Below are 23,225 nucleotides of genomic sequence, written 5' to 3' on the forward strand. Positions count from 1 at the left end.
CAAAAAGTATAGCAGGAACCTATGGGCGAACGCCCCGCAGGCCGGGCCTGACCCTGTCGCTGGAGACAATGTTGGAAAACTGTGGTTTATTCGTCAAAGCCTGGGACTGCCGTCGCTTTCTACCTCCATGCTGAACACGTGGCATACGGGTGTCGGCCCGCAATGTTAGAATGCGGGCTGACTTTATTCCCCTTCTTTTCTGTAGAACGATGCACATAGCCGATACCCTGAGCACTCTGAATGCCTTGTCGCCATTGGACGGGCGTTATGGTAGCCGTACCGCCCCCTTGCGTGGCCTGTTGTCCGAAGCCGCATTCATGTGGCATCGCGTGGAGGTCGAAGTGGCCTGGCTGATCGGCCTGTCCGACGCGGGTCTGCCTGAACTGCCTACTTTCTCTGCCGAAGCCCGCGAGGTACTCAAGAGCCTGGTGCAGAACTTCTCGGAAGACGATGCTGCCCGCATCAAAGCCATTGAACGCACCACTAACCACGACGTGAAAGCCGTGGAATACTGGTTGAAAGAAAAAGTGGCCGACCACGCCGAACTGTCCGCCGCGGCCGAGTTCATTCACTTCTCCTGCACCTCCGAGGACATCAACAACACTTCGCACGCCTTGATGCTGACGCGTGCTCGCGAGCAGGTCATCCTGCCTCAGTTGCAGGAAGTGTGCGATGCCATCAAGGCCCAGGCCCGTCTGCATGCCGAGCAGCCCTTGCTGTCGCGCACCCACGGCCAGCCTGCCAGCCCCAGCACCATGGGCAAAGAGTTCGCCAACGTGGCCGCGCGTTTGCAAAACGCCATTACCGCTATCGCCGCTGTTCAGCCTCTGGCTAAATTGAATGGCGCAACCGGTAACTACAATGCGCACTTCTCGGCTTACCCCGAAATTGACTGGCCAGCGTTCAGCAAGAAAGTGCTGGGTGGTTTGGGTCTGACGCAAAACGTCTACACCATTCAGATCGAACCGCATGATTGGATGGCTGCCCTGTTTGACGCGGTTGCCCGTGCCAACACCATCCTGCTGGACTTCAACCGTGACGTTTGGGGCTACATTTCCCTGGGCTACTTCAAGCAGCGCTTGAAAGAAGGTGAGATCGGTTCGTCCACCATGCCGCACAAAGTCAACCCGATTGACTTTGAAAACTCGGAAGGCAATCTGGGCCTGGCCAACGCCATGCTGCGTCACCTGTCCGAGAAGCTCCCTATCTCTCGTTGGCAGCGAGACCTGACGGATTCGACCGTGCTGCGTAATCTGGGCGTGGCCCTGGGCTACAGCGTGGTGGCCTACGACGCCTGCCTGCGTGGAATCGGCAAACTGGAATTGAATGCTGCCGCTGTGGATGCGGACATTGATGCTTGCTGGGAAATCCTGGCCGAACCAGTTCAAACCGTGATGCGTCGCTACGGTTTGCCTCAGCCTTACGAACAACTCAAAGCTCTGACACGTGGCCGTGGTATTACCGAGGAAGCGTTGCGTGAGTTTATTGGTGGCCTGGAGCTGCCCGCAGACGCTAAAAACTATTTGCTTGAGCTAACTCCACGCAGCTATCTGGGCGTCGCGGTACAGTTGGCTCAGGCAATCTAAATCCAAACGGCTGTGTTCTTGCACAAGGGCACCGCCGATCGGGTTTCTTGAGCCAGTGCTTTATGAAGTGTTTTATGTTTCATCACACAGGAGTTCCCATGAAAAAACTTGCGTTTTTGACTGCCGCTGCCGCTTTGTGCGCCGCGTTTGTCACGCCAGCTACAGCCCAATTCGCCAAGCCTGAGCAAGCGGTGGACTACCGTCAAGCCAGCATGGCCTTGATCGGTTCGCATTTTGGTCGTATGGCTCCCGTCGCTAAAAAGGAAGCTCCTTATGACGCGGCTGCGATCGCCAAGAACGTGGAAGTGCTGACTGTTTTGGCTGCTTTGCCTTGGAGCGCGTTTGGTGCCGGTACTGAAGGCGGCGAGACCAAAGCAGAAGCCTGGAGCGATGCCCAGGGTTTCAAGCAAGCTACCGATGATTTCACCGCTGCGATCGACAAGCTGAAAGTGGCTTCCGATTCAGGCGATTTTGATGCCTTCCGTGTGGCTTTTGGTAATGTGGGCAAGTCCTGTAAGACTTGTCACGACGCTTACCGCAAAGAAAAATAAGCAGCCGTTTTGCTTATAAAAAAAAAGCCCTCGAGAGAGGGCTTTTTCTTTTAGGTTTGTACCTGTGTTTGAAGGGGGCTGTTTGCCTGTGGGCAAGATAGTCAAGAATCATGATGGGATCTCAGTGTTGATAGCCCGTTTCACCGTGGGTGCGGATATCCAGACCTTCGCGTTCATGGTCAGCATCGACACGTAAACCACCGCAGACGACTTTGGCAATCTTGAAGGCAATCCAGGCGGCCACACCGGACCAGACCAGAGTCAGCAAGACGCCTTCGAGCTGAATCCACAACTGCATCCAGATACTGTTGCCAGCAGCGGTGCCGGGACCACCTAGAACAGGTGCGTTGAACAGACCCGTGAGCAACGCGCCCACAATTCCGCCCAAACCGTGAATGCCAAACACGTCCAATGTATCGTCGGCACGCAGCCAGCGCTTCAGAACATTAACGCCCCACAAGCAAGCCAGGGAAGTAATCAAGCCAATGGCCAGTGCACCGGAGGGAGCCACAAAACCGGCTGCTGGGGTAATACCGACCAAACCTGCAATGGCACCCGAGCAGGCACCCAGCAAGGAAGGATGACCTTTGCTGATCCATTCGCCCAATGTCCAGGCCACAACGCCAATGGCAGCGGCCAACATGGTGTTGAAGAAGGCGAGCGTGGCATTTTCATTGGCAGACAAAGCCGAGCCAGCGTTGAAACCGAACCAGCCTACCCACAGCAGAGCCGCACCAATAAAGGTCAAGGGCAGGTTATGGGGTGGCATGGCTTCACGACGGTAGTTCAAGCGTGGGCCAATCATCCAGGCTCCGACCAGACCCGCAATACCAGCATTGATGTGTACGACCGTTCCTCCCGCAAAGTCCAACGCGCCACGGGTGTTGAGCAAACCGCCGTTCTGTCCATCGGCAAACCAGACCATATGGCAGATAGGCAGATAGGCCAGGGTGAACCAGATCACAGTAAAGACCAAAATGGCGGACAGACGGGTACGTTCTGCCAGACTGCCGACAACCAGGGCGCATGTCAGACCGGCAAACGTGGCCTGGAAAGACGCAAACAGCAGTTCAGGCAGGGTGCCCGACATGGAGAACTGTTGGTCAGCGGCAGTAAACATGCCATTGAACAAGACCTTGTCGAAACCACCAATCAAGGGATTGCCAGCGGTAAAAGCCAGCGAGTAGCCATAGATAAACCACAGCACCACCCCCAAACTGAACACCAGCAAGGTTTGGGACAACATGGACAAGGCATTTTTTTGACGCACCATCCCTGAGTAAAACAGGGCCAGGCCCGGCGCGGCCATCATTAGTACCAGAAGCGTGGAGACCAGCATCCACGAGAGATCAGCGTTGTTCATGATGGAGTCTCCGATTACAGGGCTTGCTCATCGCATTCGCCGGTGCGGATGCGGATGACGTGGTCCAGCGGCTGGACAAAGATCTTGCCGTCACCAATACGACCGGTGCGGGCGCTGCTTTGAATGGCTTCCAGAACGCTTTGCAACTGCTCGTCGGGAATAGCCAGTTCAATGCGGATCTTGGGCAGGAAGTCGACTGCATATTCTGCACCGCGGTACAGCTCAGTGTGGCCTTTCTGGCGACCAAATCCTTTGACCTCGGTCAGTGTCATCCCCTGTATGCCCAGATCGGAAAGGGCCTCGCGTATCTCGTCAACCTTGAAGGGTTTGACGATGGCGGTAATTAATTTCATAGGTGTTCCTGAAGTAAACACAGGCAAGCTGGCCTTGCGGATGCAATGGAACACCGAGGGGGGTAGGAGACGGTTGAGAGGGGGCCGACCGGGATGGGTAATCCTGGTGGATGGCTTGAGTGCAACCGGCAGCGCCGGTTTGAGCGACTCTCCGGCTGTCAGCAGGATGTGCGACAGCGCGAACGCAAGTGGTAGGCAAGCGGACCTGTGTTGTAGGTTGAAGAGCAACACAATTCCGGCAAGGCGAGTAAGCTAGCTAGGCACGTGACCCCGGTCTTGCCTAGTCGGTGGGCAGCGAGATAACAGCAGCGCTCTGTGACGCCTGTCTCCGCTCATCTCACCACCGCAGGAACAACGACTATGGAAAAATAATATATGTTGCAACGCAACAAGTGCGCATTGTGTGCATTTTTTTTTAAAATAGTCTTAACTTTGCAACATTTTCCTGCTGCCAAAGCATGATTCAAATGTGGGGCAAGGCGCTGGCAGGGCAGCGACATTTTCTGCGCTGCCCTGGATTGTGCCTACATGGCAGGGGTGCAGGATGTTTGAGTGGGCGAGGTCTGTCAGTTCCTGGCTTTGCTAGGCGGCTCATTGCCCGGGATTTTCTTCGGATCGGGTTCGGGGTTCGGCGTTTTGCCCGGAGGTGTGGTGTCGGGGGCCTTGGTCGGATCAATGGCAATCAGCATGACAATCTCCTGATGTGATGATCTGTTAGCCTAGCGGGTTTTTGTAGTGGGCGAAGTAAACAACTATGACCAGAAGATGGCTGCGCAAAATTGGGGTAGCGATGTGCTGGATCGATGCGTCCAGACGCAAAAAAGCCCGCTGTAGCAGCGGGCTAATTTACGGTGTTGCGGCATGGTGTACCGCAAACAGCAGGATATCTGGTGGGTCGTGACAGACTCGAACTGTCGACCAATGGATTAAGAGTCCAGTGCTCTACCAACTGAGCTAACGACCCCCGTTTCCTGCGAAGAAAATGATTATAGAACGGAAATTATGTAGCGCAAGGACGGGTTACATAATTTTACGTTTATCAGGAAGCGGGATCAGGTCGAGTGAAGGTATCGCACATGTTCAGTTGCCCAGTTTGATAGCCTTGCATGAACCAGGCCATGCGTTGTTGCGCGCTGCCATGGGTAAAAGAGTCTGGAACCACATAGCCTTGAGACTGCTTTTGCAAGGTGTCATCACCTACCGCTTGAGCCGCGTCTAGCGCAGAGCGGATATCGCCCGGTTCCAGAATCTGGCGTTGTGCATCGGCGTGATTGGCCCAGATGCCGGCGTAGCAGTCTGCCTGCAGTTCCAAACGCACGGACGCCTGACGGGCTTGCGAGGCCGAGCCGCTGCGACGGGCTTCATCCACACGGCGCATCATGCCCAATTGGTTCTGAACGTGGTGGCCCACTTCATGCGCAATCACGTAGGCAGGGGCAAAGTTTCCCTTGACGCCCATCTTTTGCTCCATCTCGGTGAAAAAGCCCAGGTCTATATAGAGCTTTTGATCGGCCGGGCAGTAAAACGGGCCCATGGCCGATTGGCCTGCGCCACAAGCCGTGGGAGTGGCGCCGTGATATAGAACCAGCACAGGATCACGGTAGCTGCCATTGGTTTGTTTGGCAAAAATATCGCGCCAGACATCCTCGGTTTCACCCAGGATTTTGGCGATGGTTTGGCCCTGTGTATCCGAGGCGGCAATCGGTTGAGATTGCGGGGCGCTGGTGGGGCCACCGGCCAGGTTCAGCACCACATTGGGGTCGACCCCAAAGTACAGGGCTACCAAGGCCAGCACGATTGTCCCCAAACCGATCTTGCCGCCGCTCAGGCGTGGCCCATTGGCACGGCGGTCCTCGACATTACGGCTGGAGCGAGATTTATCCAGACGCATCACGCTCTCCTTGAATTTGAAAACGTCAATGTACTCTGATTTGCGGGCCAAAGCAGGGGCATTTTCGATTCTTGTCATCTTCTAAAGGGAGGGGGGCTTTAATTACCCCATCATGACAAGTCTTTGAATTACTTGGGGTAATGCGACTTGTCCAAAGGCTATCCCCGCGCTTGCCCACTGAAAATGTGGATAAGTGGATAAGTAAGTCACCCGGACGCTGCGGTATGCTACTTTTCTCAGGGCGTAGCCTACTGGAGAGCGAGTATGTTGGGAGGAACCTTGTTGGCCTTGCGCGACCATGCGCGCGTGCGTGCCATCGGATCGGTCATTGCTCGATACGGAATCGGGGATGTGATGCATCGTCTGGGTCTGTCGGAGCTGCTGCCCGGTAACAAAACCCCGGTGGCGACAGAAATGCCCGAACGCTCGGCGCCTGAACGTTTGCGACGTGCCCTGGAGGAGCTGGGGCCTACCTTTATCAAACTCGGTCAGATTCTGGCCACACGCAATGACCTGCTGCCTCTGGAATGGACCCAGGAACTGGAAAAACTGCAAGGTCATGCCGCGCCGGTGCCGTGGGAAACTATTCGACCCGAATTGGAACTGGCTTTAGGGCAAACCGTAGACCAAGCCTTTGCGCGTTTTGATATCCAGGTGCTGGCCTCGGCTTCTATGGCGCAGGTGTATCGTGCCTGTTTGCGGGACGGTACTGAAGTGGTGGTGAAGGTGCAGCGCCCCGGTCTTGAGTCTTTGATCCAGGCCGATCTGCGTTTGCTGAAACAGATTGCCCGTTTGGTGCAGCAGCAGGGTTTGTTGCCTGAGTATCGCCCTTACGATATTGTGCGCGCCTTGGCCGAAGCCATTGCCGATGAGCTGGACTTTACGCGCGAAGCAGCCAATACCGTGGCTGTGCGCGAGAATATGCAGCCCTTTAAAGACATTGTGGTGCCGCGTGTCTATATGGAGTGGACCAGTGCCACCGTCATGGTGCAGGAGTTTGTACCCGGAGTCTCACCAATTCAAGAGGCGCAGTTGCAAGCCATTGAAGTGGATCGCCCCTTGCTGGCACGCCGGGGAGCCTTGGCGTTCTTGCATATGGTTCTGGAGGATGGGCTATTTCATGCCGACCCGCACCCCGGCAATATGATGGCGTTGCCGGGCAATCAGGTCGCCTTTATTGATTTCGGTCTGGTCGGTCATTTGACGGAACGTCGTCGTCAGCAATTGCTGGTTCTATTGCGCGCAATTGTGGACGGGCAGGCCGATGGGGTGGCTACCACCTTGCTGGATTGGTCGGGTGCGGAAGATTTTGATTGGAGCCGGCTGGAAGAAAGTGCCCAGCGCTATGTTGCTCGACAAAGTAGTGGGCTTTTGTCCATTTCGGTTGCTTTGCTGGATTTTATGGCGCTGGCGCGTGAGAACCATTTGATTTTGCCGCCAGATCTGGCTTTGCTGTTCAAGGCTTTTATCACCGCGGATGGCGTATTGAAACGTCTGGACCCGCAATTTGATGTGGTTGAGGTTGCACAACCGGTCATTCTGGCTTTGATGCGTAAGCAGTATTCCCCTCGTCGTGTTTATGCAGACTTGCAACGCAGCTTGCTGGAGTCCCGTCAATTGGCGATGGATGCGCCTCAATTGCTGCGTTTGCTGATGCATCGCGTCCGGCAAGGCAAGATCTCTGCCCGTATTCAAGTCGAGGGTATGCCGCGTCTGGCCTCATCGCTGGAAAAGGCGGCTACCCGTTTGGCCATTGCGATTGTGACGGCGGCCTTTGTATTGATTTTGGGGCCGGTGCTGGTTACACGCGGCCCCGCTTGGCTGGGCCTGACTATCTTTAGCTGGGCCGGTTTATTGGCCGCCGTTCTGGGCCTGGTTCTGGTCTTGTGGGGATTTTGGCGACGGCGCTGAAAATATCGTGAGGCCGTCGCTCTTTGTGCAGAGAGTGTTCAAGCGGCTAGTCACCATCCAGTTTAAAAGACGGCTAGTAAAAATGCGGCTCAGCCCAAACAATCCCCGCATTATCCCCAGGTTTATTCACAGCTTCTGGGGATAAGTCAGGCTTACATAAAGTCGTCCATGCCGCCGCCTACCGGTGCCAGGCCGGTGATCCAGTACACGCCCCAGGCAATCAGTACGGCAATGAGCAGAGCGAGTAAACGGGTTTTCCAGTTGTCTTTGCTGGCAGGTAGCGCAGGTTCACTGGGTACGGGCATGCTGCCCTTGACCATGACGCTGGTTAATTTCTGACCACCCAGGACGCGATATAGGAAAATAGCCAGGATATGCAAGCCGATAATGGCCAGCATGATCCATTCGTTGGCTTTGTGCAGACCGGTCAGGGTTTTGGACCAATCGCTGCTGAGATAGGCCAGAGGGCCTGAGGTAAAGATATCGTCGTTGGCAAACAAACCAGAGATGGCCTGAAAACCAAACACAATCAGCATGACCCAGACCGACCAGGCGCCGACAGGATTGTGGCCTGGGTAGACGGCAGGTTTATCACGCAAATAACGCAGGCTGCGTATCGGATTGGGGAAGAAGTGGCTAAAGCGCGAGTAGTAGCCACCGATCAAACCCCAGACCAGACGAAAGGCCAACAGTCCCAAGGCCAGCAGACCAAAGCGTACGTGCCAGTCCATCCATAGCCCGCCAACTTTGATTGTCACAAAACAGCCCACAATGCTAATGACAAACAGCCAGTGGAACAAACGGGTGGGTAAATCCCAGACGAGTAAAGGGCGGGTTGTGGAGGTTTGCATAGGGAAAATCCGGAGAGACGTAAACACCTGATTATAGTCAGTGTTCCGTTTGAGTCCGCTGCTCCTTGCAGGTTCCCCTTACTGCATAAGTGGACGGCGCTGGCGTAAACTGATTTTGCGCCCATCGTATCGGTATTCGTCGATCATGGCCGGATTGTCCTGGCTGGGTGTTTCCATAATCAGGGTTCGGCCGTGATGACGGACCCGGATTTTGGCGCTGCATGAGCCAAAGGCTGGCGAGACGGTATAGCCCTGGGACGATACGGTGACCCAATGGTAATTGATCGAGCAAGCACCCAGGCCCTTGTCGACTGAAATCAGGGCGGTTTGATTGTTGGCTTGCTTGAAAGCGTAGGGGATATTGATCATCCCTTTTAGCTCTGGCTCTATGGTTTTTGCGTCCAGTTGCAGCCGCGCTTCGTAGACATAATCGCTTTGACTTACCTGCAGTGTGCCGTAGGGGCTGTCCAGACTGAGCTGTGAGGGCGGTTGAGGCCAGGCCTGGCTTGCCGCGCCGTGGGCGACAAACGGTTGCAGGGCTAAAGCAAGCCCAATGACAACGTAGCGGATAAAGACCTTAAGGGCGGGCATGATCAATCAGGGCTGAGGACGATCAGGACTCAGTGAAAAACACAAAGTGCCATAGATCGTCTGTATTTGTAAGTTTCATAACATTTTATGTATTTTCTTGTTGCGTAGAATACCGGATAGCAGAATTTTTCGCTATAAGGATAAGAACATAAGGTGACTATTTCACTCCTGTGTCGTGGGCAAAGAGCGGTAATTAGCCCTGAAAAGCATCAGGTCCCAGACTGAAAGAAACCGGCTGAATTGGGCTATCATTGCCAAGTCGCCCCGGATGGGGCCAAGCCGCATTTCTTCGCCGCAGCAGAGACTCATTATGCAATCCACCCCAGATGCCGCACTGGCGTCAGAATCGGGCTCCGCGCTTGCAGCCCAGCAGGCCAAACCCGGTGTTTTACTGGACTATGTCAGCTCCAGCCGTTTGCCCACGCCTTGGGCTGTCTTTCAAATTCATGTGTTTGTAGAGCGCAGCAATCAAAAAGAACACGTCCTGTTGACCCTGGGGGACGTGGCCGATGGCCACCCAGTCCTGGCCCGTGTGCACTCCGAGTGTTTGACAGGCGATGCCTTATTTAGCCTGCGCTGTGATTGCGGCCCTCAACTGCAACTGGCGCTGGAACGTATTGCGACGGCTGGCCGTGGCGCCCTGATGTATTTGCGCCAGGAAGGGCGAGGCATTGGTCTGGTGAACAAGATTCGTGCATACAAGCTGCAAGATCAGGGAGCCGACACCGTAGAGGCCAACGAGAAGCTCGGTTTTCCGGCCGATATGCGTCGCTACGATATTTGCAAGGATATGCTCGAGCACGTTGGTATCCAGAAACTACGTCTGATGACCAATAACCCGCGCAAGGTAAAAACCTTGCAGGACATCGGTATTGATGTGGTGGAACGCGTACCGCATCAAATTGAAGGTAATCCCTTTAACGAGGCCTACCTCAATACCAAGCGTTTGCGTTTGGGGCATTGGCTGGAGACAGACGAATAAGCGCGGGGCCAGCCTGACGCCCTGTGAGCGCCTGTACGGGTTCAAGGATCATTGGGCTAAGACTGGACTTGCACGCTTAGGATAAAGGGCCATGCATAGGCCCTTTTTTGTCGCCGGGCCGTCCCAAGACAAAAAGCCCCCCCTTGGGGGGCAGCAAGCCGAAGGCGTAGCGAGGGGGCCCTTTCCGTCGTCGGGCCGCCCCAAAACAAAAAGCCCCCCCTTGGGGGGCAGCAAGCCGAAGGCGTAGCGAGGGGGCCCTTTCCGTCGTCGGGCCGCCCCAAAACAAAAAGCTCCCCCTTGGGGGGCAGCAAGCCGAAGGCGTAGCGAGGGGGCTCTTTTCGTCGCCGGGCCGCCCCAAGACAAAAAGCTCCCCCACGGGGGGCAGCAAGCCGAAGGCGTAGCGAGGGGGCTTTTTTTTCGCCGGGCAGGAACAAGAAGCCGGATGCGACAAAAAACAAAGCCAGACTGGACCGAGGTCGCAGTCTGGCAAGAGCGTAGCGTGCTCAGCCTTGGGAGTTGAAACAACACCAGATTCTGAGCGAGGCCGCGTGACGGCGCGAGTGTTGCGGCCTGATTGACTCGGACCGCGTCTGTTTTAGGCGGTGCTCTTTTCCAGCAAGGCGCTGACACTGGCTTTGGCATTTTCTACAATCTGGTTGCGCAGCTCAGGTGCTTTGCCCAGGCCTTCAGCGTACACAATACGTAGGTCTGTTATGCCCATGAAGCCGAACATCACGCGCAGATAGCTTTCCTGGTGCTCCATGGCCTGGCCTTGCTCCGATTCGGAGTAGATGCCACCACGGCTCAGAACCAGATATACCGTTTTGTCGCCGGCCAGACCTTCTGGTCCATTGCTGGTGTAACGGAAGGTGCGACCAGCTTGAGCCAGACGGTCCATCCAGGCTTTGAGCTGGCTAGGGATGGTGAAGTTGTAGAAGGGGGCGCCAATCACAATGACGTCCGAGGCCAGAAACTGGTTCAGGTATTGTTCGGTGATCGCATTCTCGGCGCGTTGACGTTCGGTCAGGGTGGCAGGGTCCAGGCCCAGGCGCATGCCCAGGGAGTCAGCCGAGAAGTGAGGGGGCGGGTTCAGGGCCAGATCGATATGCTCCACTTGGACTTGATCGTTTTGCTGGCGCAGTTGATCAACCACAAATTGTGAAAGTTCGCGGGAGACGGAGTTGGCGCCGGTGATGCTGGAGTCTACGTGTAGCAGTTTCATGATGTCTGTTGTCCAAAGCGATGAAGGAATGGTGTCATTATGTTTGATGCTCATATCTTTGATAAGCCGGCTTTTCTGAGAAAGATTATTCTAATTTTGTTTGTAATTCTGGAAAGCATCCCTGTATGTATGACTTAAATGACATGGTGTTGTTTACCGAAGTGGTGCAGCGCGGCGGGTTCAGCGCAGCCGCTCGGCACCTGGGTATGCCGCCATCGCGCGTGTCGCGGCGTCTTAGCCGCCTTGAAGCCGAAGTGGGTGTGCGCCTGTTGCAACGCACCACGCGTAGCCTGTCTCTGACCCCGGCCGGGGAGGTGTTCCTGCGTCATTGCCAGGCCATGCGCGACGAGGCTGAAACGGCTTATGCCGCTGTTGCACAAGTGCAGCAAGAGCCGCGTGGTCTTTTGCGTATCAGTTGTCCGGTTACCTTGGCCCATACCGTCTTGTCGACCGTGTTCGCCCAATTTCTGATTCGCTATCCCCAGGTTGAGCTGGAGGTGGAGGTCAGCAACCGTGTGGTCGATCCGGTGGCCGATGGAATTGATGTGGCCTTGCGAGTACGCAGCACCCTCAGCGATAGCGCCAGCTATATCGTGAAACGCCTGGGCGAAACCGGAGCGATTCTGGTCGCCCAGCCTAGCTTGCTGGCGCGGTTTGATCCGGTGCGAGGCCCGGCAGATTTGGTTAAATTGCCCACGGTGGCCATGTCGGCTCGGCAAGGTCAAAACGAATGGGAGTTGTACGGTCCCGAGGGAGCCAGCCTGACGGTAACGCACAGGCCACGCTATATGGCCTCGGATTTATTGACCTTGCGTGAGGGGGTAGAGCAGGGCATAGGCGTGGGTATCTTGCCCGACTATATGTGCTGCGATGCCTTGAAAGCTGGACGTTTGGTGCAGGTCCTGCCGCAGTGGGCCCCCTTGCCGGGGATCATTCACGCTGTATTTGCCTCCCGCCGAGGCATGGCCCCGGCGGTGCGGCATTTTCTGGATTACCTGGGTGAGCAACTGCCAGTGCATCACCCGCAGATTTAACCGTCGTGGCCTGCAGTGGCTGTAAAGGGACAACTGCGTTGCGCGGGCAAAATCGCCCAGTTCAGATCAATCATGGGGCTGCGTTCAGAGGACCAGCGCTGTTCGGCCAGCCCCTTGATGGGGGCTTGTTCATACAGTTCGAGCAAGGGCTTTGGCGGCTTGCCTCGGGTCTGGATGCTGTAAACAATCAGGGCCCCGCATTGCAAATCCTGCGGCAGTTTCAGCCAGGGCGAAGCGGCAGGATCGGCATCGATAAAGACCATGACGTCCTGGCCTGCATGAACGGCGATATTTCCACCCAGCCAGGTATCCGCTACCACGACCTTTAGGGGGATGCCGGGCATGTGCTCTTTCCAGATGGCCTGCATCTGAGCAGACACCTCGGGGCCGGGGAAGGTGGAGCGAGAATCCCGGCCTGTATGCCAGGCCAGTGGACCACGGGCCAAGGCATAGCCCGATGCCAGCAGAATCTGCAGCACGATCACAATAATGGCGATACGGCGCAACTGAATCTTGTCCTGGCCATGCAGGATCCACAAGGCAAAAAAGCCATACAGCACAAAGAACGTCGTGGCCCAAGAGGCCACCAGACGGGTGCCCATAATGGCTGAAATCAAGACTGTGCTGATCATGGGGGTCAGGCCTACCCATAGCACAAACTGCTTATCGCTGCGGGAAATCGCATCGGCATAGCGCTGCTTGTCTTGCAGGGCGGTATCCGACTGAGCCCGCTTTTTCTTGTCCCGATGGTTCCAGATGCCCAGCGCGATCATGGCCACTATCATGGGGCTCAGTCGCCCTAGTTGGTCCAGGCTAAAAGCCAGTAGCTCTTTGTAGGCCTGCCAACGAGTATGCGTTTCCAGCGAGCCATCCATATATCGGAAGGGGGCGAAGTCATGCTTTACCAGCCAGTACAGGTGGGGAGACAAAACCAGTACATAGGCAAGCAGGGCCAGACCCACGCCTACCCAGGTTTGTCGTTGACGCCACATGCCGCTGCGCAGGAAATACAAAAAGAAGGCAGTGAACAGAATAACGGCGCTGTATTTGGTGACGGTAGACAGCGCCGCGACTGCGCCCAGCCATAACCAGTCTGCTGGTTTCTGATCCCGGCTGGCACGATAGAAAAACCAGGTCGCAGCGGTTACGGACCACAGCTGGGCCGTGTTGTGATTAAAAATGGTGCCGCGCAAGGAGAAGTAAATACTGACAGAGCTGATCAGCAAGACCATCAAGGCGCGCTCAGGACTCAGGAACTCGCAGGCCAGTTTCCAGATAAACCATAGTCCCAGCACCGAGGCTGTCATGCCTGCTGCAAAGGTCAGCCAGGCCGGGCGTCCGAGCATACTGGTCAAGGCGGCCATCACCCACGAGGGGAAGGGGGGATGTTTCAGATAGCCCAACTCAAAACTGGCCGACCAGACCAGCTCTTCCATGCCGTCCAGGTCAGGCGCTTTGTGGCTAATAGCCATCAAAACGGACCACAACAAAACCATGAATAACAGATACAGCAGCACATAGCGCTGGTAGGTGTCGGATGGGGGAGACGCTGGGGTTTGGGCAATCATGCGTAGGACGAAAGCGTAAAAATAATTAAGTGTACTTCCAGTGCGTTGAAAATCACCGATTGGACAGGCGCACTAATCTGGGCTACGATGCGCTTCGTCATTAGGGAGTAGCCGCTTCGAATGAGCGAAGATCAGCGTCAACATACTTGACCTATACAGGGTCATGGCGCTGGTAGCAACTTAGCCTGGCAAGACTTTTGACCATAGACCTTCGCGTTTGGCCGGGAGGGTTTGTGGTCATTCGTCTCGTATCCGGCCAGGAGTTGTTATGGAAGCGTTGTTTATCTCCACGGGTGTGGTTGCTCTAGCAGAAATTGGGGACAAAACCCAGTTGCTCGCCTTTATTCTCGCAGCCCGCTACAAACGCCCTTGGCCCATTATTCTCGCTATTTTCATAGCAACCTTAGTCAATCACGGTCTGGCTGGTGCCATTGGTGCCTGGGTTCCGGCATTGCTGGATCCTGAAGTGCTGCGTTGGGTGCTGGGTATTTCCTTTCTGGCCATGGCCATCTGGATTCTGATTCCCGACAAGATCGACGATGCAGAGGCCACACGTACTCGCTTTGGTGTGTTCGGGACCACCCTGGTCACCTTTTTCCTGGCTGAAATGGGCGATAAAACCCAAATCGCCACGGTCGCTTTAGCCGCTCAATATCAAGAATTCGGTTTTGTGGTGCTAGGCACGACTTTGGGCATGATGCTGGCCAACGCTCCGGCCGTTTTGTTCGGTGAGCGCATCGCCCGCCGTTTGCCTATTCAGTTGGTCCACCGGATTGCAGCCGGTATCTTTGCTGTGCTGGGTGTGCTGGCCCTGTTGGGCGGCACCCAAAGCCTGGGGTTCTAGCATAGCTAGGGGTTGGATACCACTTGCCGTAGTCGGCCCGGATGGGTTGACCTGCGACGAGCGGTATCCATATTCACAATGGGTGCCAGAGTCAAAGGCACAGGTGAGTGGGTAGGCGCGCTTTTTCCATGATTGAGGACACTGATCGCCTCTTGCAACTGGGCACCGTTCTGATTCAACTCCTGAGCGGTTTCGCTCAAATCATGAACCAGAGCGGCATTGTCGGTGGTAATTTGATCCACTTGTTTCAGGGCTTGGGTCAGTTGGCTCAAACCAATGCTTTGTTCACTGGTCGCGGTAGAGATTTCACCCATCAAACCCGCTACTTCAGAGACCGACGTCAGAATTTCCTGCATGGTTTGGCCCGCATGCGCTGCATGATCCGCCCCTTCGGCACTGAGTGTTTGGGTTTGAGTGACCAGTTGCTTGATTTCATCGGCCGCTTGGGCTGCTTGCTGGGCCAACGAACGCACGGCAGACGCGACTACCGCAAAACCTTTACCGGCTTCTCCAGCCCGTGCTGATTCAATCGACGCGTTGATTGACAGGATATTGGTTTGAAAGGCGATGTTGTTGATCATCGAGACGATATTGCCAATATGCTGCGAGCTTTCCAGAATCTGTTGCATGGACGAACTGACCTTCTGAACCGCCTCATTGCCACGACTGGCAATATCAGCACTGCGGCTGGCCAGTTCATGGCTGGCCTTGGCATTGTCTGCCGTTTGCAAGACGGTTTGTCCAAATGAGCTCATGCTGGCGGTAGTCTCTTGCATGGAGGACGCTTGTTCTTGAGTGCGTGCTTCCAGCAAGGCACTATTGTCAGAGAGCTTGCGTGATACCCGCTGATTGTTTCTGCAGCTCTGGTCCACGTCCGTGCTGATGCTCATCAGGCTTTTGCGCATCAGGTCCAGGTTTTGACCCAGTGTCTCCAGGTTTTTGACAGCAGGCCCACGTGTATTGACTGTCAGGTTGCCCGCCGCAATTTGTTGAGCGATGTGCGTGGCTGTTTTAAACGATCCCAAAACACGCCGCATCAAGATCGCTTGATAGCCCAAAATTATCAGCGTGCCCACGCCCAGGGAGCTGGCCAGCAGAGTCATGCTTTGCTGTGGCATTTCCGTATTCAGGATCATGGCAATAATCCCGCCGGTAATACCCAGATTCAATATGCCTTTGCGCAGAAAAGCCGCCAGTAAACTGGGGCCAAATAAAAAGCGTAGTCCTGCAAAAGGACGCTGCCAGCTGCGGACCGTAATATGGCCAGCGCGTATGGCCCGTGAACGATTTCGGCCCTCGCGCAGTTCCTGATAGAACTGTTCAGCGGCTTGAATAGCTTGAGGTTTTGCCCGTACCCGTACCGAGGCAAAGCCGGTTAGTTCACCTTGTTCAATAATTGGGCTGGCATGGGCTAGAACCCAATAAAAACCGCCGTCTTTACGGCGGTTTTTAACGACTCCAACCCACGAACGCCCCTGCTTTAGGGTATGCCACAAATCTGCAAAAACCTCGGAGGGCATATCGGGGTGGCGCACGATATTGTGTGGCTCGCCAATCAACTCCGCCCGACTAAAGCCGCTTACCTCGACAAAGGCCGGGTTTGCATAGATGATGCGCCCGGCCAGGTCAGTTTTGGAGATGAGATATTGTTCGTCCAGCAGCTCGGTTTCGATGCCGGTAATTGGTAGGTTCTTGCGCATAACCTTCCCCTTTATATTTTTGTATCAGCAAAAGACGCGCGATAAACGGATCAATTTCTTGTTGTGAATTTTCGTGAATAGTATCATTTGATCCGTTTTTTATGTCTAAAAATAAAAAATTGATAATCAAATGAAAATCATTGTCACAAATGGGTTGAAACTGAAAAAATTGATCCGTGCTGATACAGGGGGAAAGAGGCGCTCAGGAGGGCAGGTACTGGGCGTGGAAGGCTTCGCTGAGCAGTTGCAAAAGCAAGGCGATAGGAATGGGCTTGGCCAGGGCTGTGGCGTTGCCGGGCAGGCCACCGCGTGCGTGAATGTCGGTGGCACTCAGAGCGGAAATGACGTAGATCTGGGTATGTCCGGTTTCGGGGGCGTCCGCCAGGGCTTTGAGCATGGCAAAGCCATCGAGCTTGGGCAAGTTCAGGTCCACAATCAGGACATCGGGGTAGAAATTGCCTGCAGCAATCAGACCTTTGAGCCCATCCTGCTCACAACGCAGTTCAATCGGGAAGGGCAGATGTTCCATGGCCATACGGTAAATAGCCAGCAGATCCAGATCGTCTTCAACGACCAACACGCGCAGACAAGGTTCATCGTTGCCAACGGGCAGGCTTGAGGGGGTGGGGGCATCGGGTAGTTGCGCACTACCTCGCCCTTGGCGCTCTTGCAAAATGGTTTGCACGGAGTCGCGGTCAATGCGTCGGTGGCCGCCTTGGGTTTTCCAGGCCTTCAAGGTCCCGGCTTCTACCCAAAGTTGTACGGTGCGTACGGACACACCTAGTAAATCAGCAGCCTGCCGAGTGGAGTAAACGGCGTCGTTCATGGAGTCAAAAAAATGAAAGCAGGCCAGACCGGGGTAGTGAAAGAAAGGGCCCCGATGTAGCAGTGCAGAGTGTAGAGACGATATTAGTAAGTACTGAAATACTAATACTGGCAATGGGAAGTGGCCTGTTCATGCCCAGTGATAGGCAGAGTATTTGACACACATGCTTCTAATATCTCCGATTTTCAGATGTTCATGTTTCTTCAGGGAATCACTTTAATCTGGCGGGCCTGTGAACCTGGACTCGCCCTGCTGATTTTACGCGTATCCCTTGTGCTGTCGTGTTACCGGACCTTCCAGTGTAGGCCCTTGAACACACTTGTCCTCTAGCGCAACAAATAGGTGTCCGGGATCGTGACGGGGCTGCCAAACCAGGAAATCAGGGTGTTTGCACCCTAGTGTTTTTTGTTGGTATTGACCTTGATCCCAGCCTGCCTTTATGAAATAAATAGGAATCTATTTTATGCAAGTCTCCTCGTTTTCTACAATCAGCGTTGTGCGTCTTATGATACGGCTGTTTGTGATTTTAAGCATTATGGCGCGTCATTTTGGAGCCAGGCTTTTTAAAATTAATGATACCTTTCCCGCCATTTTTCTTATTGGTAATGAAATAAAGTTATTAGGCAATTGATCGTTTGTTTCACCCAGGCCGATGCAGGATATCGGCGTGTCGATAATCCCATCCCAAAAAAAAGCAGGCGTAGTTTCGGGGCCTGATCTTTGGCGGCATGGCGATTGAGAACGCACTGAGGCAGGCACAGTGCTTGTTTTGGGGCAGAAATAGGGGATTGGCTTGTTGCTCACATTATTTACCAGTTTTTTAATGGGGCAACGCTTGTTTAATCAAGCGAGTGTTCCTAAATGGCCCAGGCTAACTTATGAAAGATCGCATTGTTCGGAGCAAATGCTCGATGCCTTGCCGGATGCGATTGCTATGTTTGATTCCAGCGGGATGCTGCAGGGCTGTAATCGGGCCATGCGCAACTTGTTGGGTATTCCGGAGTTAGTCAATCACACAAATGATTTTCTGGATTTTTTTCAACGTCTCGAAAATGGACTGCAGGCCGATTTAGCGTATTTGCTGCCTGGAATTAGCCAGGCTATTTACCGCGCCCATCATCCCTTTTATTGTATGCACCGGGATGGCGAAGGTGAGCGCCGGCGTGCGCTGGAGTTTCACTCCTATGCTGCGCCAGCTCCCGCTACGGCCACTTTATTGATGATTCGTGATGTCAGCGCACAAATGCAAAAAGAACGGGACCGGGCAGACTGTTTTGCAGTGGCCGCTCATGAAATACGCTCTCCGCTGGCGGCCATCAGCGGCTACATTGAATTGCTGCAGTTAGAGTCCACCCCGTCAGCCTGGGCTGGCAAAATTTACATGAAGTTACGAGAAAAAGTTCGAGGGGTGGATGTGCTGCTCGACGATTTGACGCGTTTAAATCGCATCGAGTATGAAGGGGTTGGCAGCCGGGAGTGGCGCACGTCAGATTTGCGTGCGGTGTTGCGCCTGAGCCTGCGCTCTTTCAATGAACAGCGCCACCGCATTTGTCTGGATTTACCTTCGCACAACATGTGGGCCAGAGTGGATGTGGTTCCTTTGCTAGTGGCGCTGCGCAATGCTTTGGAAAATGCCTTGAAGTACTCTGCTGCGGATACGGTGGTGACCTTGCGTTTGCGGCCTGGCCAAACGGGTTGGGCCTGTATCGACGTCCTGGATCAAGGCCCGGGTATTGATCCTCTTTATAAAGATAAGGTGTTTGACAAGTTCTATCGCCTGCCTGGCCAACAGGTGCAAGGCAGTGGTTTGGGTTTGTCCATTTTGCGCTCGATTGTCCAGCATCACGGGGGCAGGGTGTACTTCAAGGATCACCCAGGGGCAGGCGCACATTTGGTCATGGAATTGGTTTTGTTGCCTTCCGCGTCGTATATACCTTAATCTTCCCTAAAATAGGGTTATTTTCATATATTTAAGTTTGATATAAGGTACAATTTGCCCTCTTTTCGATGAAGCGAGGTGATCGCCTTTTCAGGTGCACCTCGCTTTGAAGTTTTTATGTTGCGGTCATCTCGTTGGTAGGGAGCGCAAAATCCGTTAAAGGAGCACACGATTATGCAAGGCTTGCACTTGACCGCAGACCTTTACCAATGTGCATGCAGCCCGGAGCTGCTGATCGATGCCCAGAAACTGGCTGATTTTTGCCGCCAGCAGACGATCGATGCTGGGCTGACGATTGTTGGTGAAGAGTGGCAGGCATTTCCCGAGTTTGAAGGGCAGCCCGGTGGTGTCACCGGTGTCCTGCTGCTGGCGGAGTCTCATTTAGCCATTCATACCTGGCCAGAGCGCGACGGCGTGACGCTGGACGTGTATGTTTGCAACTTCATGCAAGACAACTCAGGCAAGGCGACCCGCCTGATTAACGGTATTGAGCAGGCTTTCAAGCCCGGCCAGGCCCAGCGTAATCGCTTGTGGCGTGGCGAGGCCGATGGCCCGGCTCATGCAGGCGAACTGCTGACGGAAAACCTGAACCAGGATGCCTTGTACGGCTTTCGCTTTACCGAGCGTTTGCTGGAGCGTCAGACTGCTTTCCAGCGTCTGGAGTTGTTGCGGTCTGAAACTCTGGGTACGACCTTGCGCTTGGACGGCTGCATGATGACCTCCGAGGCCGAAGAGTTCTTCTACCACGAGGGTCTGATTCACCCGGCCGCCATGGCACACCCCAATCCACGTCGCGCCTTGATTGTGGGCGGTGGTGATGGTGGTGCCCTGGAAGAACTGTTGAAGTACCCCAGCCTGGAGCGAGTCTCCTTGGTTGAGCTGGATGGCGAAGTGATCGAGGTGGCTCGCGAGCACTTGCAGTCTATTCATAAGGGGGCCTTTGATAACCCGCGTGTGCAGATTCAGATTGAAGACGGCGCGAAATTTCTGGCCAATACACAGGAGCGGTTTGATCTGATTTACCTGGATCTGACCGACCCCGAAACGCCGGCTGGTCCTTTGTACACCGCCGCGTTCTTTGAGTCCTGCAAACGCGCGCTGGCAAGCGGTGGTGCTTTGGTCTTGCACCTGGGTTCGCCTTTCCACGAAAGCCAGCAGGTCAAGAACCTGAGCGCATCCCTGGCCAGCGTGTTTGCGCAGGTGCATGGTTACGGTCTGCATATTCCGCTGTACGGTTCTTACTGGGGGCTGGCGATTGCTTCCGACGAGTTGAACCCGCGTGCGTTCTGCGCCGAGCAAATCCAGGAACGTCTGGAACAGCGCATGAGCAGCGAGAATCAGGATTCTCTGCAGTTCTACAACGCTGATCTTCATGGCGCCTTGTTTGCTCTGCCTACTTTCTACCGCCGCCTGATGCCGGTGAACGAGGCCAATCTGGAAGAGGTCTGTTAGGCCGCCCGCGATAAACGGCCAAAGCTTGGCGATCCGCTGACTTTGCTAGAAATAGAGCCCCTGATCTCAAGTAGATCAGGGGCTTTTTTTGTCCGTGATGCTGTCAGTGCGCCATGTGTCGCACTGAGTCTAAGCTCTATACAGCAGGTTTAGCAATGGCTGAGACAAGGTCAATGTACGCTCAGGCGCGCGTCAAAAGTCCGCCCTAGGGCAGGGGTGGGGCATCGCAACGGTGTGCGGCAATGCAGGCGTGGGAAGTGGAGCGGATTGAGGGTGGGCATTTATTGGCCGCTCACGCGGCGGGCTTGGGTTTGAGACGTGTCCAGAACAGCCGGAAACACACGGGCGCACAGGAAATCGACGAAGGCTCTGACCTTGGGCGAAGGATGTTTGCTGGCAGGCCAGAGGATGTAGAAAACGCCAGTGCGTTCTGCATAGTCGTCCAGAACGGTTTGTAGCCGCCCATCTGCCAGAGGCTCGCTGATCGAGAATTCTGGCAGATAGGCGATGCCCAAACCCTGCACGGCAAAGCACACGCGTGTCTCGATGTTGTTGCAAATCATCGAAGTTGGTAGCGTCAGTTCGGACTCATCGGTCGCGCGGTGCAAGGCCCACGGCTCCAGCTTGCCGCTGTTGGGAAAGCGGTAGTGCAGGCAGGTGTGATTCAGCAGATCAGCAGGTACTTGGGGTATTCCTTGCCGCGCCAGATAGTCGGGCGAGGCGACCAACATCGAACGAAAAGAGCCAAGCCGACGAGCGGAAAGGCGCGAGTCAGTTGGGGTGCCCGTTCTGACTACGGCGTCGAAACCTTCCTCGATCACATCAACGAGCCGGTCGCTGAAATCCAGGTCCAGCTCGATCTCCGGGTACTCGCGCATGAACTCGCCGAGCACGGGCAGTAACAGCGAGCTGACTAAAGGCAGGCTGACTCGCAACCGGCCATGCGGCATAGTCGTCGCCTGCGACAGTTCCTGTTCTGCCGCCTCGATTTCGGCAAGGATGCGGCGGCTGCGCTCCAGGAACAGCGAGCCCTCGGCTGTCAGCGAGACACTGCGAGTGCTACGGTGGAACAGGCGCACACCCAGCTTTTCCTCCAGCCGCGCCACACTCTTACCAACCGCAGAGGCCGACACGCCCAGCAGCCGACCAGCTGCAACGAAGCTGCGCACTTCAGCCACTTGGACGAACACCACGAAGCTGTTGAGACTGTCCATCATCACCCCTCAATTACGGATATAAAGTTCCGCTTAAAACGGAACTCTACCTGACTTTTTCTTTAATTTCAGGCTTTCTATCATGACGTTTGGGTCCACTGATGAAAGGAATTACTTGTAATGACTTCCGTAATTACGCGATGCGCCGACGCCCTGCCTGCGCATCTTTCCACCCGTGTACAGACCATAGCTCAACAGGCACAGGACCAAGGCCGCCTGGTCGGTGCGGTCGTGCTGGTGGCCCGCGATGGCAAGCTGATCCATCACCAGGCTTACGGCTGGGCCGACCATGAAAGTCGTCGTGCGATGACGGTGGATACGGTCTTTCGCCTGGCCTCCGTGAGCAAGCCCATTGTCTCCACCGCCGCACTGGTATTGGCGGCGTCGGCCATTGTTGCTGATCGCCATCAGCGGCTTCGCTGTTGTCAATGCGGTGACGGCTGTTTCTGACAGCTATACCATCACACTTGTCGCCCGTTTCTTTGCTGGTGTATTTGCAGGACTGTTGTGGGCCTTGGTGGCCGGCTATGCGGCCCGCATGGTGCCCGAGCACCTGAAGGGCCGCGCCATCGCGATCGCCATGGCAGGTACGCCGATTGCACTTTCCCTGGGCATTCCGGCCGGCACTTTTCTGGGTGCGGCTTGGGGTTGGCGCGTGACTTTTGGTCTTATGAGCATTCTGACGGTGATTCTCGTGGTCTGGGTGACTGCCAAGGTGCCGGACTTTCCAGGACAAGCACGCGGAAAGGGGTTTGCACTCAGGACGGTTTTTACTTTACCGGGCATTCGGCCGATTCTGTTTGTCACGCTAGTTTATGTGCTGGCCCATAACATCCTCTACACCTACATAGCCCCCTTTCTCGTCCCGGTTGGCATCGCGGATCGGATCGATCTTGTCCTGCTGGTTTTTGGCGTCGCTGCGTTACTGGGCATCTGGATTGTGGGTGTGTTGATCGACCGCCGCTTGCGTGAACTGGTACTGATCAGCACGACCTTGTTCGCGCTTGCCGCATTGGCACTTGGCCTTGTCGGCAACGTACCGGCTGCTGTCTACGCGTCTGTCGCCGTCTGGGGGCTAGCCTTTGGTGGTTCGGCGACGCTCTTTCAAACGGCTTTGGCCAAGACGGCAGGGGAAGCCACCGACGTAGCGCAGTCCATGATGGTGACGGTCTGGAACATCGCTATTGCTGGTGGCGGAATTGTCGGCGGCATTTTGCTTGAAACCTTCAGCGTGTCTGCCTTTCCGTGGAGTGTGCTGGTGCTGCTTGTCGCGGCATTAGCGGTCACTGGAGTTGCTCGCTCACATGGTTTTCCATCATCGAGATAGGCATCTGCCACGGGCCGTCC

20 protein-coding genes, 1 tRNA gene, 1 pseudogene and 1 riboswitch are annotated in these 23,225 nt (G+C 55.1%); of the genes and pseudogenes, 10 read left to right on the plus strand and 12 right to left on the minus strand.

All coding sequences use genetic code 11. The features are described from left to right. Positions 1–209: 209 nt before the first annotated feature. Positions 210–1,586 carry an adenylosuccinate lyase gene (gene purB / locus AB7E06_RS06305; RefSeq protein WP_427955761.1) on the plus strand — a complete coding sequence of 459 codons (1,377 nt, stop codon included), beginning with the start codon at positions 210–212 and terminating at the stop codon, positions 1,584–1,586. A 98-nt stretch (positions 1,587–1,684) separates the two neighbouring features. Further along, the gene (locus AB7E06_RS06310; RefSeq protein WP_108727704.1) at positions 1,685–2,137 is read left to right on the plus strand and encodes a c-type cytochrome; all 453 of its coding nucleotides are present in this window, start codon (positions 1,685–1,687) and stop codon (positions 2,135–2,137) included. Between the two features lie 121 nt (positions 2,138–2,258). Here AB7E06_RS06310 and AB7E06_RS06315 read toward each other — a convergent pair whose 3' ends face one another. The 5 genes from AB7E06_RS06315 to ypfJ form a co-directional block, all read right to left on the minus strand. Continuing rightward, complete coding sequence (locus AB7E06_RS06315) at positions 2,259–3,500, minus strand: ammonium transporter (RefSeq protein WP_094197213.1); 1,242 nt, start codon at positions 3,498–3,500, stop codon at positions 2,259–2,261. A 14-nt stretch (positions 3,501–3,514) separates the two neighbouring features. Then, positions 3,515–3,853: a P-II family nitrogen regulator gene (glnK, locus tag AB7E06_RS06320; RefSeq protein WP_009456229.1), complete on the minus strand. Its 339-nt coding sequence runs from the start codon at positions 3,851–3,853 to the stop codon at positions 3,515–3,517. A 566-nt stretch (positions 3,854–4,419) separates the two neighbouring features. Beyond that, the gene (locus tag AB7E06_RS06325; protein WP_257502692.1) at positions 4,420–4,542 is read right to left on the minus strand and encodes a hypothetical protein; all 123 of its coding nucleotides are present in this window, start codon (positions 4,540–4,542) and stop codon (positions 4,420–4,422) included. A 199-nt stretch (positions 4,543–4,741) separates the two neighbouring features. Then, positions 4,742–4,817 (minus strand) — tRNA-Lys (locus AB7E06_RS06330). A gap of 75 nt (positions 4,818–4,892) precedes the next feature. Beyond that, complete coding sequence (gene ypfJ, locus AB7E06_RS06335) at positions 4,893–5,744, minus strand: KPN_02809 family neutral zinc metallopeptidase (protein WP_427955767.1); 852 nt, start codon at positions 5,742–5,744, stop codon at positions 4,893–4,895. Between the two features lie 264 nt (positions 5,745–6,008). Between ypfJ and AB7E06_RS06340 the strand changes: the two genes are divergently transcribed. Further along, entirely contained in the window at positions 6,009–7,655 is a 1,647-nt protein-coding gene (locus AB7E06_RS06340) for an ABC1 kinase family protein (RefSeq protein WP_094197211.1), read from the plus strand. 152 nt (positions 7,656–7,807) lie between these two features. Here the strand turns inward: AB7E06_RS06340 and AB7E06_RS06345 are convergent, their stop codons facing one another. Further along, the gene (locus AB7E06_RS06345) at positions 7,808–8,506 is read right to left on the minus strand and encodes a cytochrome b/b6 domain-containing protein (RefSeq protein WP_108727702.1); all 699 of its coding nucleotides are present in this window, start codon (positions 8,504–8,506) and stop codon (positions 7,808–7,810) included. A gap of 78 nt (positions 8,507–8,584) precedes the next feature. Next, positions 8,585–9,097, minus strand: a complete 513-nt coding sequence (locus AB7E06_RS06350; RefSeq protein ID WP_427955771.1) for a hypothetical protein — start codon at positions 9,095–9,097, stop codon at positions 8,585–8,587. Between the two features lie 310 nt (positions 9,098–9,407). Here AB7E06_RS06350 and ribA point away from each other — a divergent pair, with 310 nt between their 5' ends. After that, positions 9,408–10,079, plus strand: coding sequence for a GTP cyclohydrolase II (ribA, locus tag AB7E06_RS06355; RefSeq protein ID WP_094197208.1), 672 nt, complete (start codon positions 9,408–9,410; stop codon positions 10,077–10,079). Positions 10,080–10,674: 595 nt separating this feature from the next. Here the strand turns inward: ribA and AB7E06_RS06360 are convergent. Continuing rightward, a complete protein-coding gene (locus tag AB7E06_RS06360) occupies positions 10,675–11,301 on the minus strand; it encodes an FMN-dependent NADH-azoreductase (protein WP_094197207.1) in 627 nt (208 codons plus the stop codon). 125 nt (positions 11,302–11,426) lie between these two features. Here AB7E06_RS06360 and AB7E06_RS06365 point away from each other — a divergent pair, with 125 nt between their 5' ends. After that, positions 11,427–12,335 carry a LysR substrate-binding domain-containing protein gene (locus tag AB7E06_RS06365; RefSeq protein ID WP_121739170.1) on the plus strand — a complete coding sequence of 303 codons (909 nt, stop codon included), beginning with the start codon at positions 11,427–11,429 and terminating at the stop codon, positions 12,333–12,335. Here the strand turns inward: AB7E06_RS06365 and AB7E06_RS06370 are convergent. After that, positions 12,332–13,903 carry a glycosyltransferase family 39 protein gene (locus AB7E06_RS06370; RefSeq protein ID WP_427955776.1) on the minus strand — a complete coding sequence of 524 codons (1,572 nt, stop codon included), beginning with the start codon at positions 13,901–13,903 and terminating at the stop codon, positions 12,332–12,334. The two genes, AB7E06_RS06365 and AB7E06_RS06370, sit on opposite strands and share 4 nt — an antisense overlap. Positions 13,904–13,993: 90 nt before the next feature. Then, positions 13,994–14,171, plus strand: a riboswitch (yybP-ykoY riboswitch). Here AB7E06_RS06370 and AB7E06_RS06375 point away from each other — a divergent pair. After that, positions 14,172–14,747, plus strand: coding sequence for a TMEM165/GDT1 family protein (locus AB7E06_RS06375; RefSeq protein WP_094197204.1), 576 nt, complete (start codon positions 14,172–14,174; stop codon positions 14,745–14,747). A gap of 5 nt (positions 14,748–14,752) precedes the next feature. Here the strand turns inward: AB7E06_RS06375 and AB7E06_RS06380 are convergent, their stop codons facing one another. Both AB7E06_RS06380 and AB7E06_RS06385 read right to left on the minus strand, forming a co-directional pair. Then, positions 14,753–16,447, minus strand: coding sequence for a methyl-accepting chemotaxis protein (locus AB7E06_RS06380; protein WP_321352269.1), 1,695 nt, complete (start codon positions 16,445–16,447; stop codon positions 14,753–14,755). 202 nt (positions 16,448–16,649) lie between these two features. Then, positions 16,650–17,273, minus strand: a complete 624-nt coding sequence (locus AB7E06_RS06385) for a helix-turn-helix domain-containing protein (RefSeq protein WP_094197202.1) — start codon at positions 17,271–17,273, stop codon at positions 16,650–16,652. 463 nt (positions 17,274–17,736) lie between these two features. On the opposite strand from AB7E06_RS06385, the gene AB7E06_RS06390 reads away from it, so the two are divergent. From AB7E06_RS06390 to speE, 3 genes are all read left to right on the plus strand, one after another. Then, positions 17,737–17,904 carry a hypothetical protein gene (locus AB7E06_RS06390; protein WP_230017765.1) on the plus strand — a complete coding sequence of 56 codons (168 nt, stop codon included), beginning with the start codon at positions 17,737–17,739 and terminating at the stop codon, positions 17,902–17,904. A gap of 273 nt (positions 17,905–18,177) precedes the next feature. Beyond that, entirely contained in the window at positions 18,178–19,212 is a 1,035-nt protein-coding gene (locus AB7E06_RS06395; RefSeq protein WP_230017767.1) for an ATP-binding protein, read from the plus strand. Between the two features lie 174 nt (positions 19,213–19,386). Then, complete coding sequence (gene speE / locus AB7E06_RS06400) at positions 19,387–20,664, plus strand: polyamine aminopropyltransferase (protein ID WP_108727698.1); 1,278 nt, start codon at positions 19,387–19,389, stop codon at positions 20,662–20,664. 281 nt (positions 20,665–20,945) lie between these two features. Here the strand turns inward: speE and AB7E06_RS06405 are convergent, their stop codons facing one another. Continuing rightward, positions 20,946–21,878 carry a LysR substrate-binding domain-containing protein gene (locus AB7E06_RS06405; protein WP_427956018.1) on the minus strand — a complete coding sequence of 311 codons (933 nt, stop codon included), beginning with the start codon at positions 21,876–21,878 and terminating at the stop codon, positions 20,946–20,948. A 223-nt stretch (positions 21,879–22,101) separates the two neighbouring features. Between AB7E06_RS06405 and AB7E06_RS06410 the strand changes: the two are divergent. Then, a pseudogene (locus AB7E06_RS06410) lies at positions 22,102–23,205 on the plus strand (MFS transporter); the annotation flags it as partial. Between the last annotated feature and the right edge of the window lie 20 nt (positions 23,206–23,225).

The organism is Alcaligenes sp. (assembly GCF_050255915.1).
In the GTDB taxonomy this organism is placed as follows: Bacteria; Pseudomonadota; Gammaproteobacteria; order Burkholderiales; family Burkholderiaceae_B; genus Alcaligenes; species Alcaligenes aquatilis.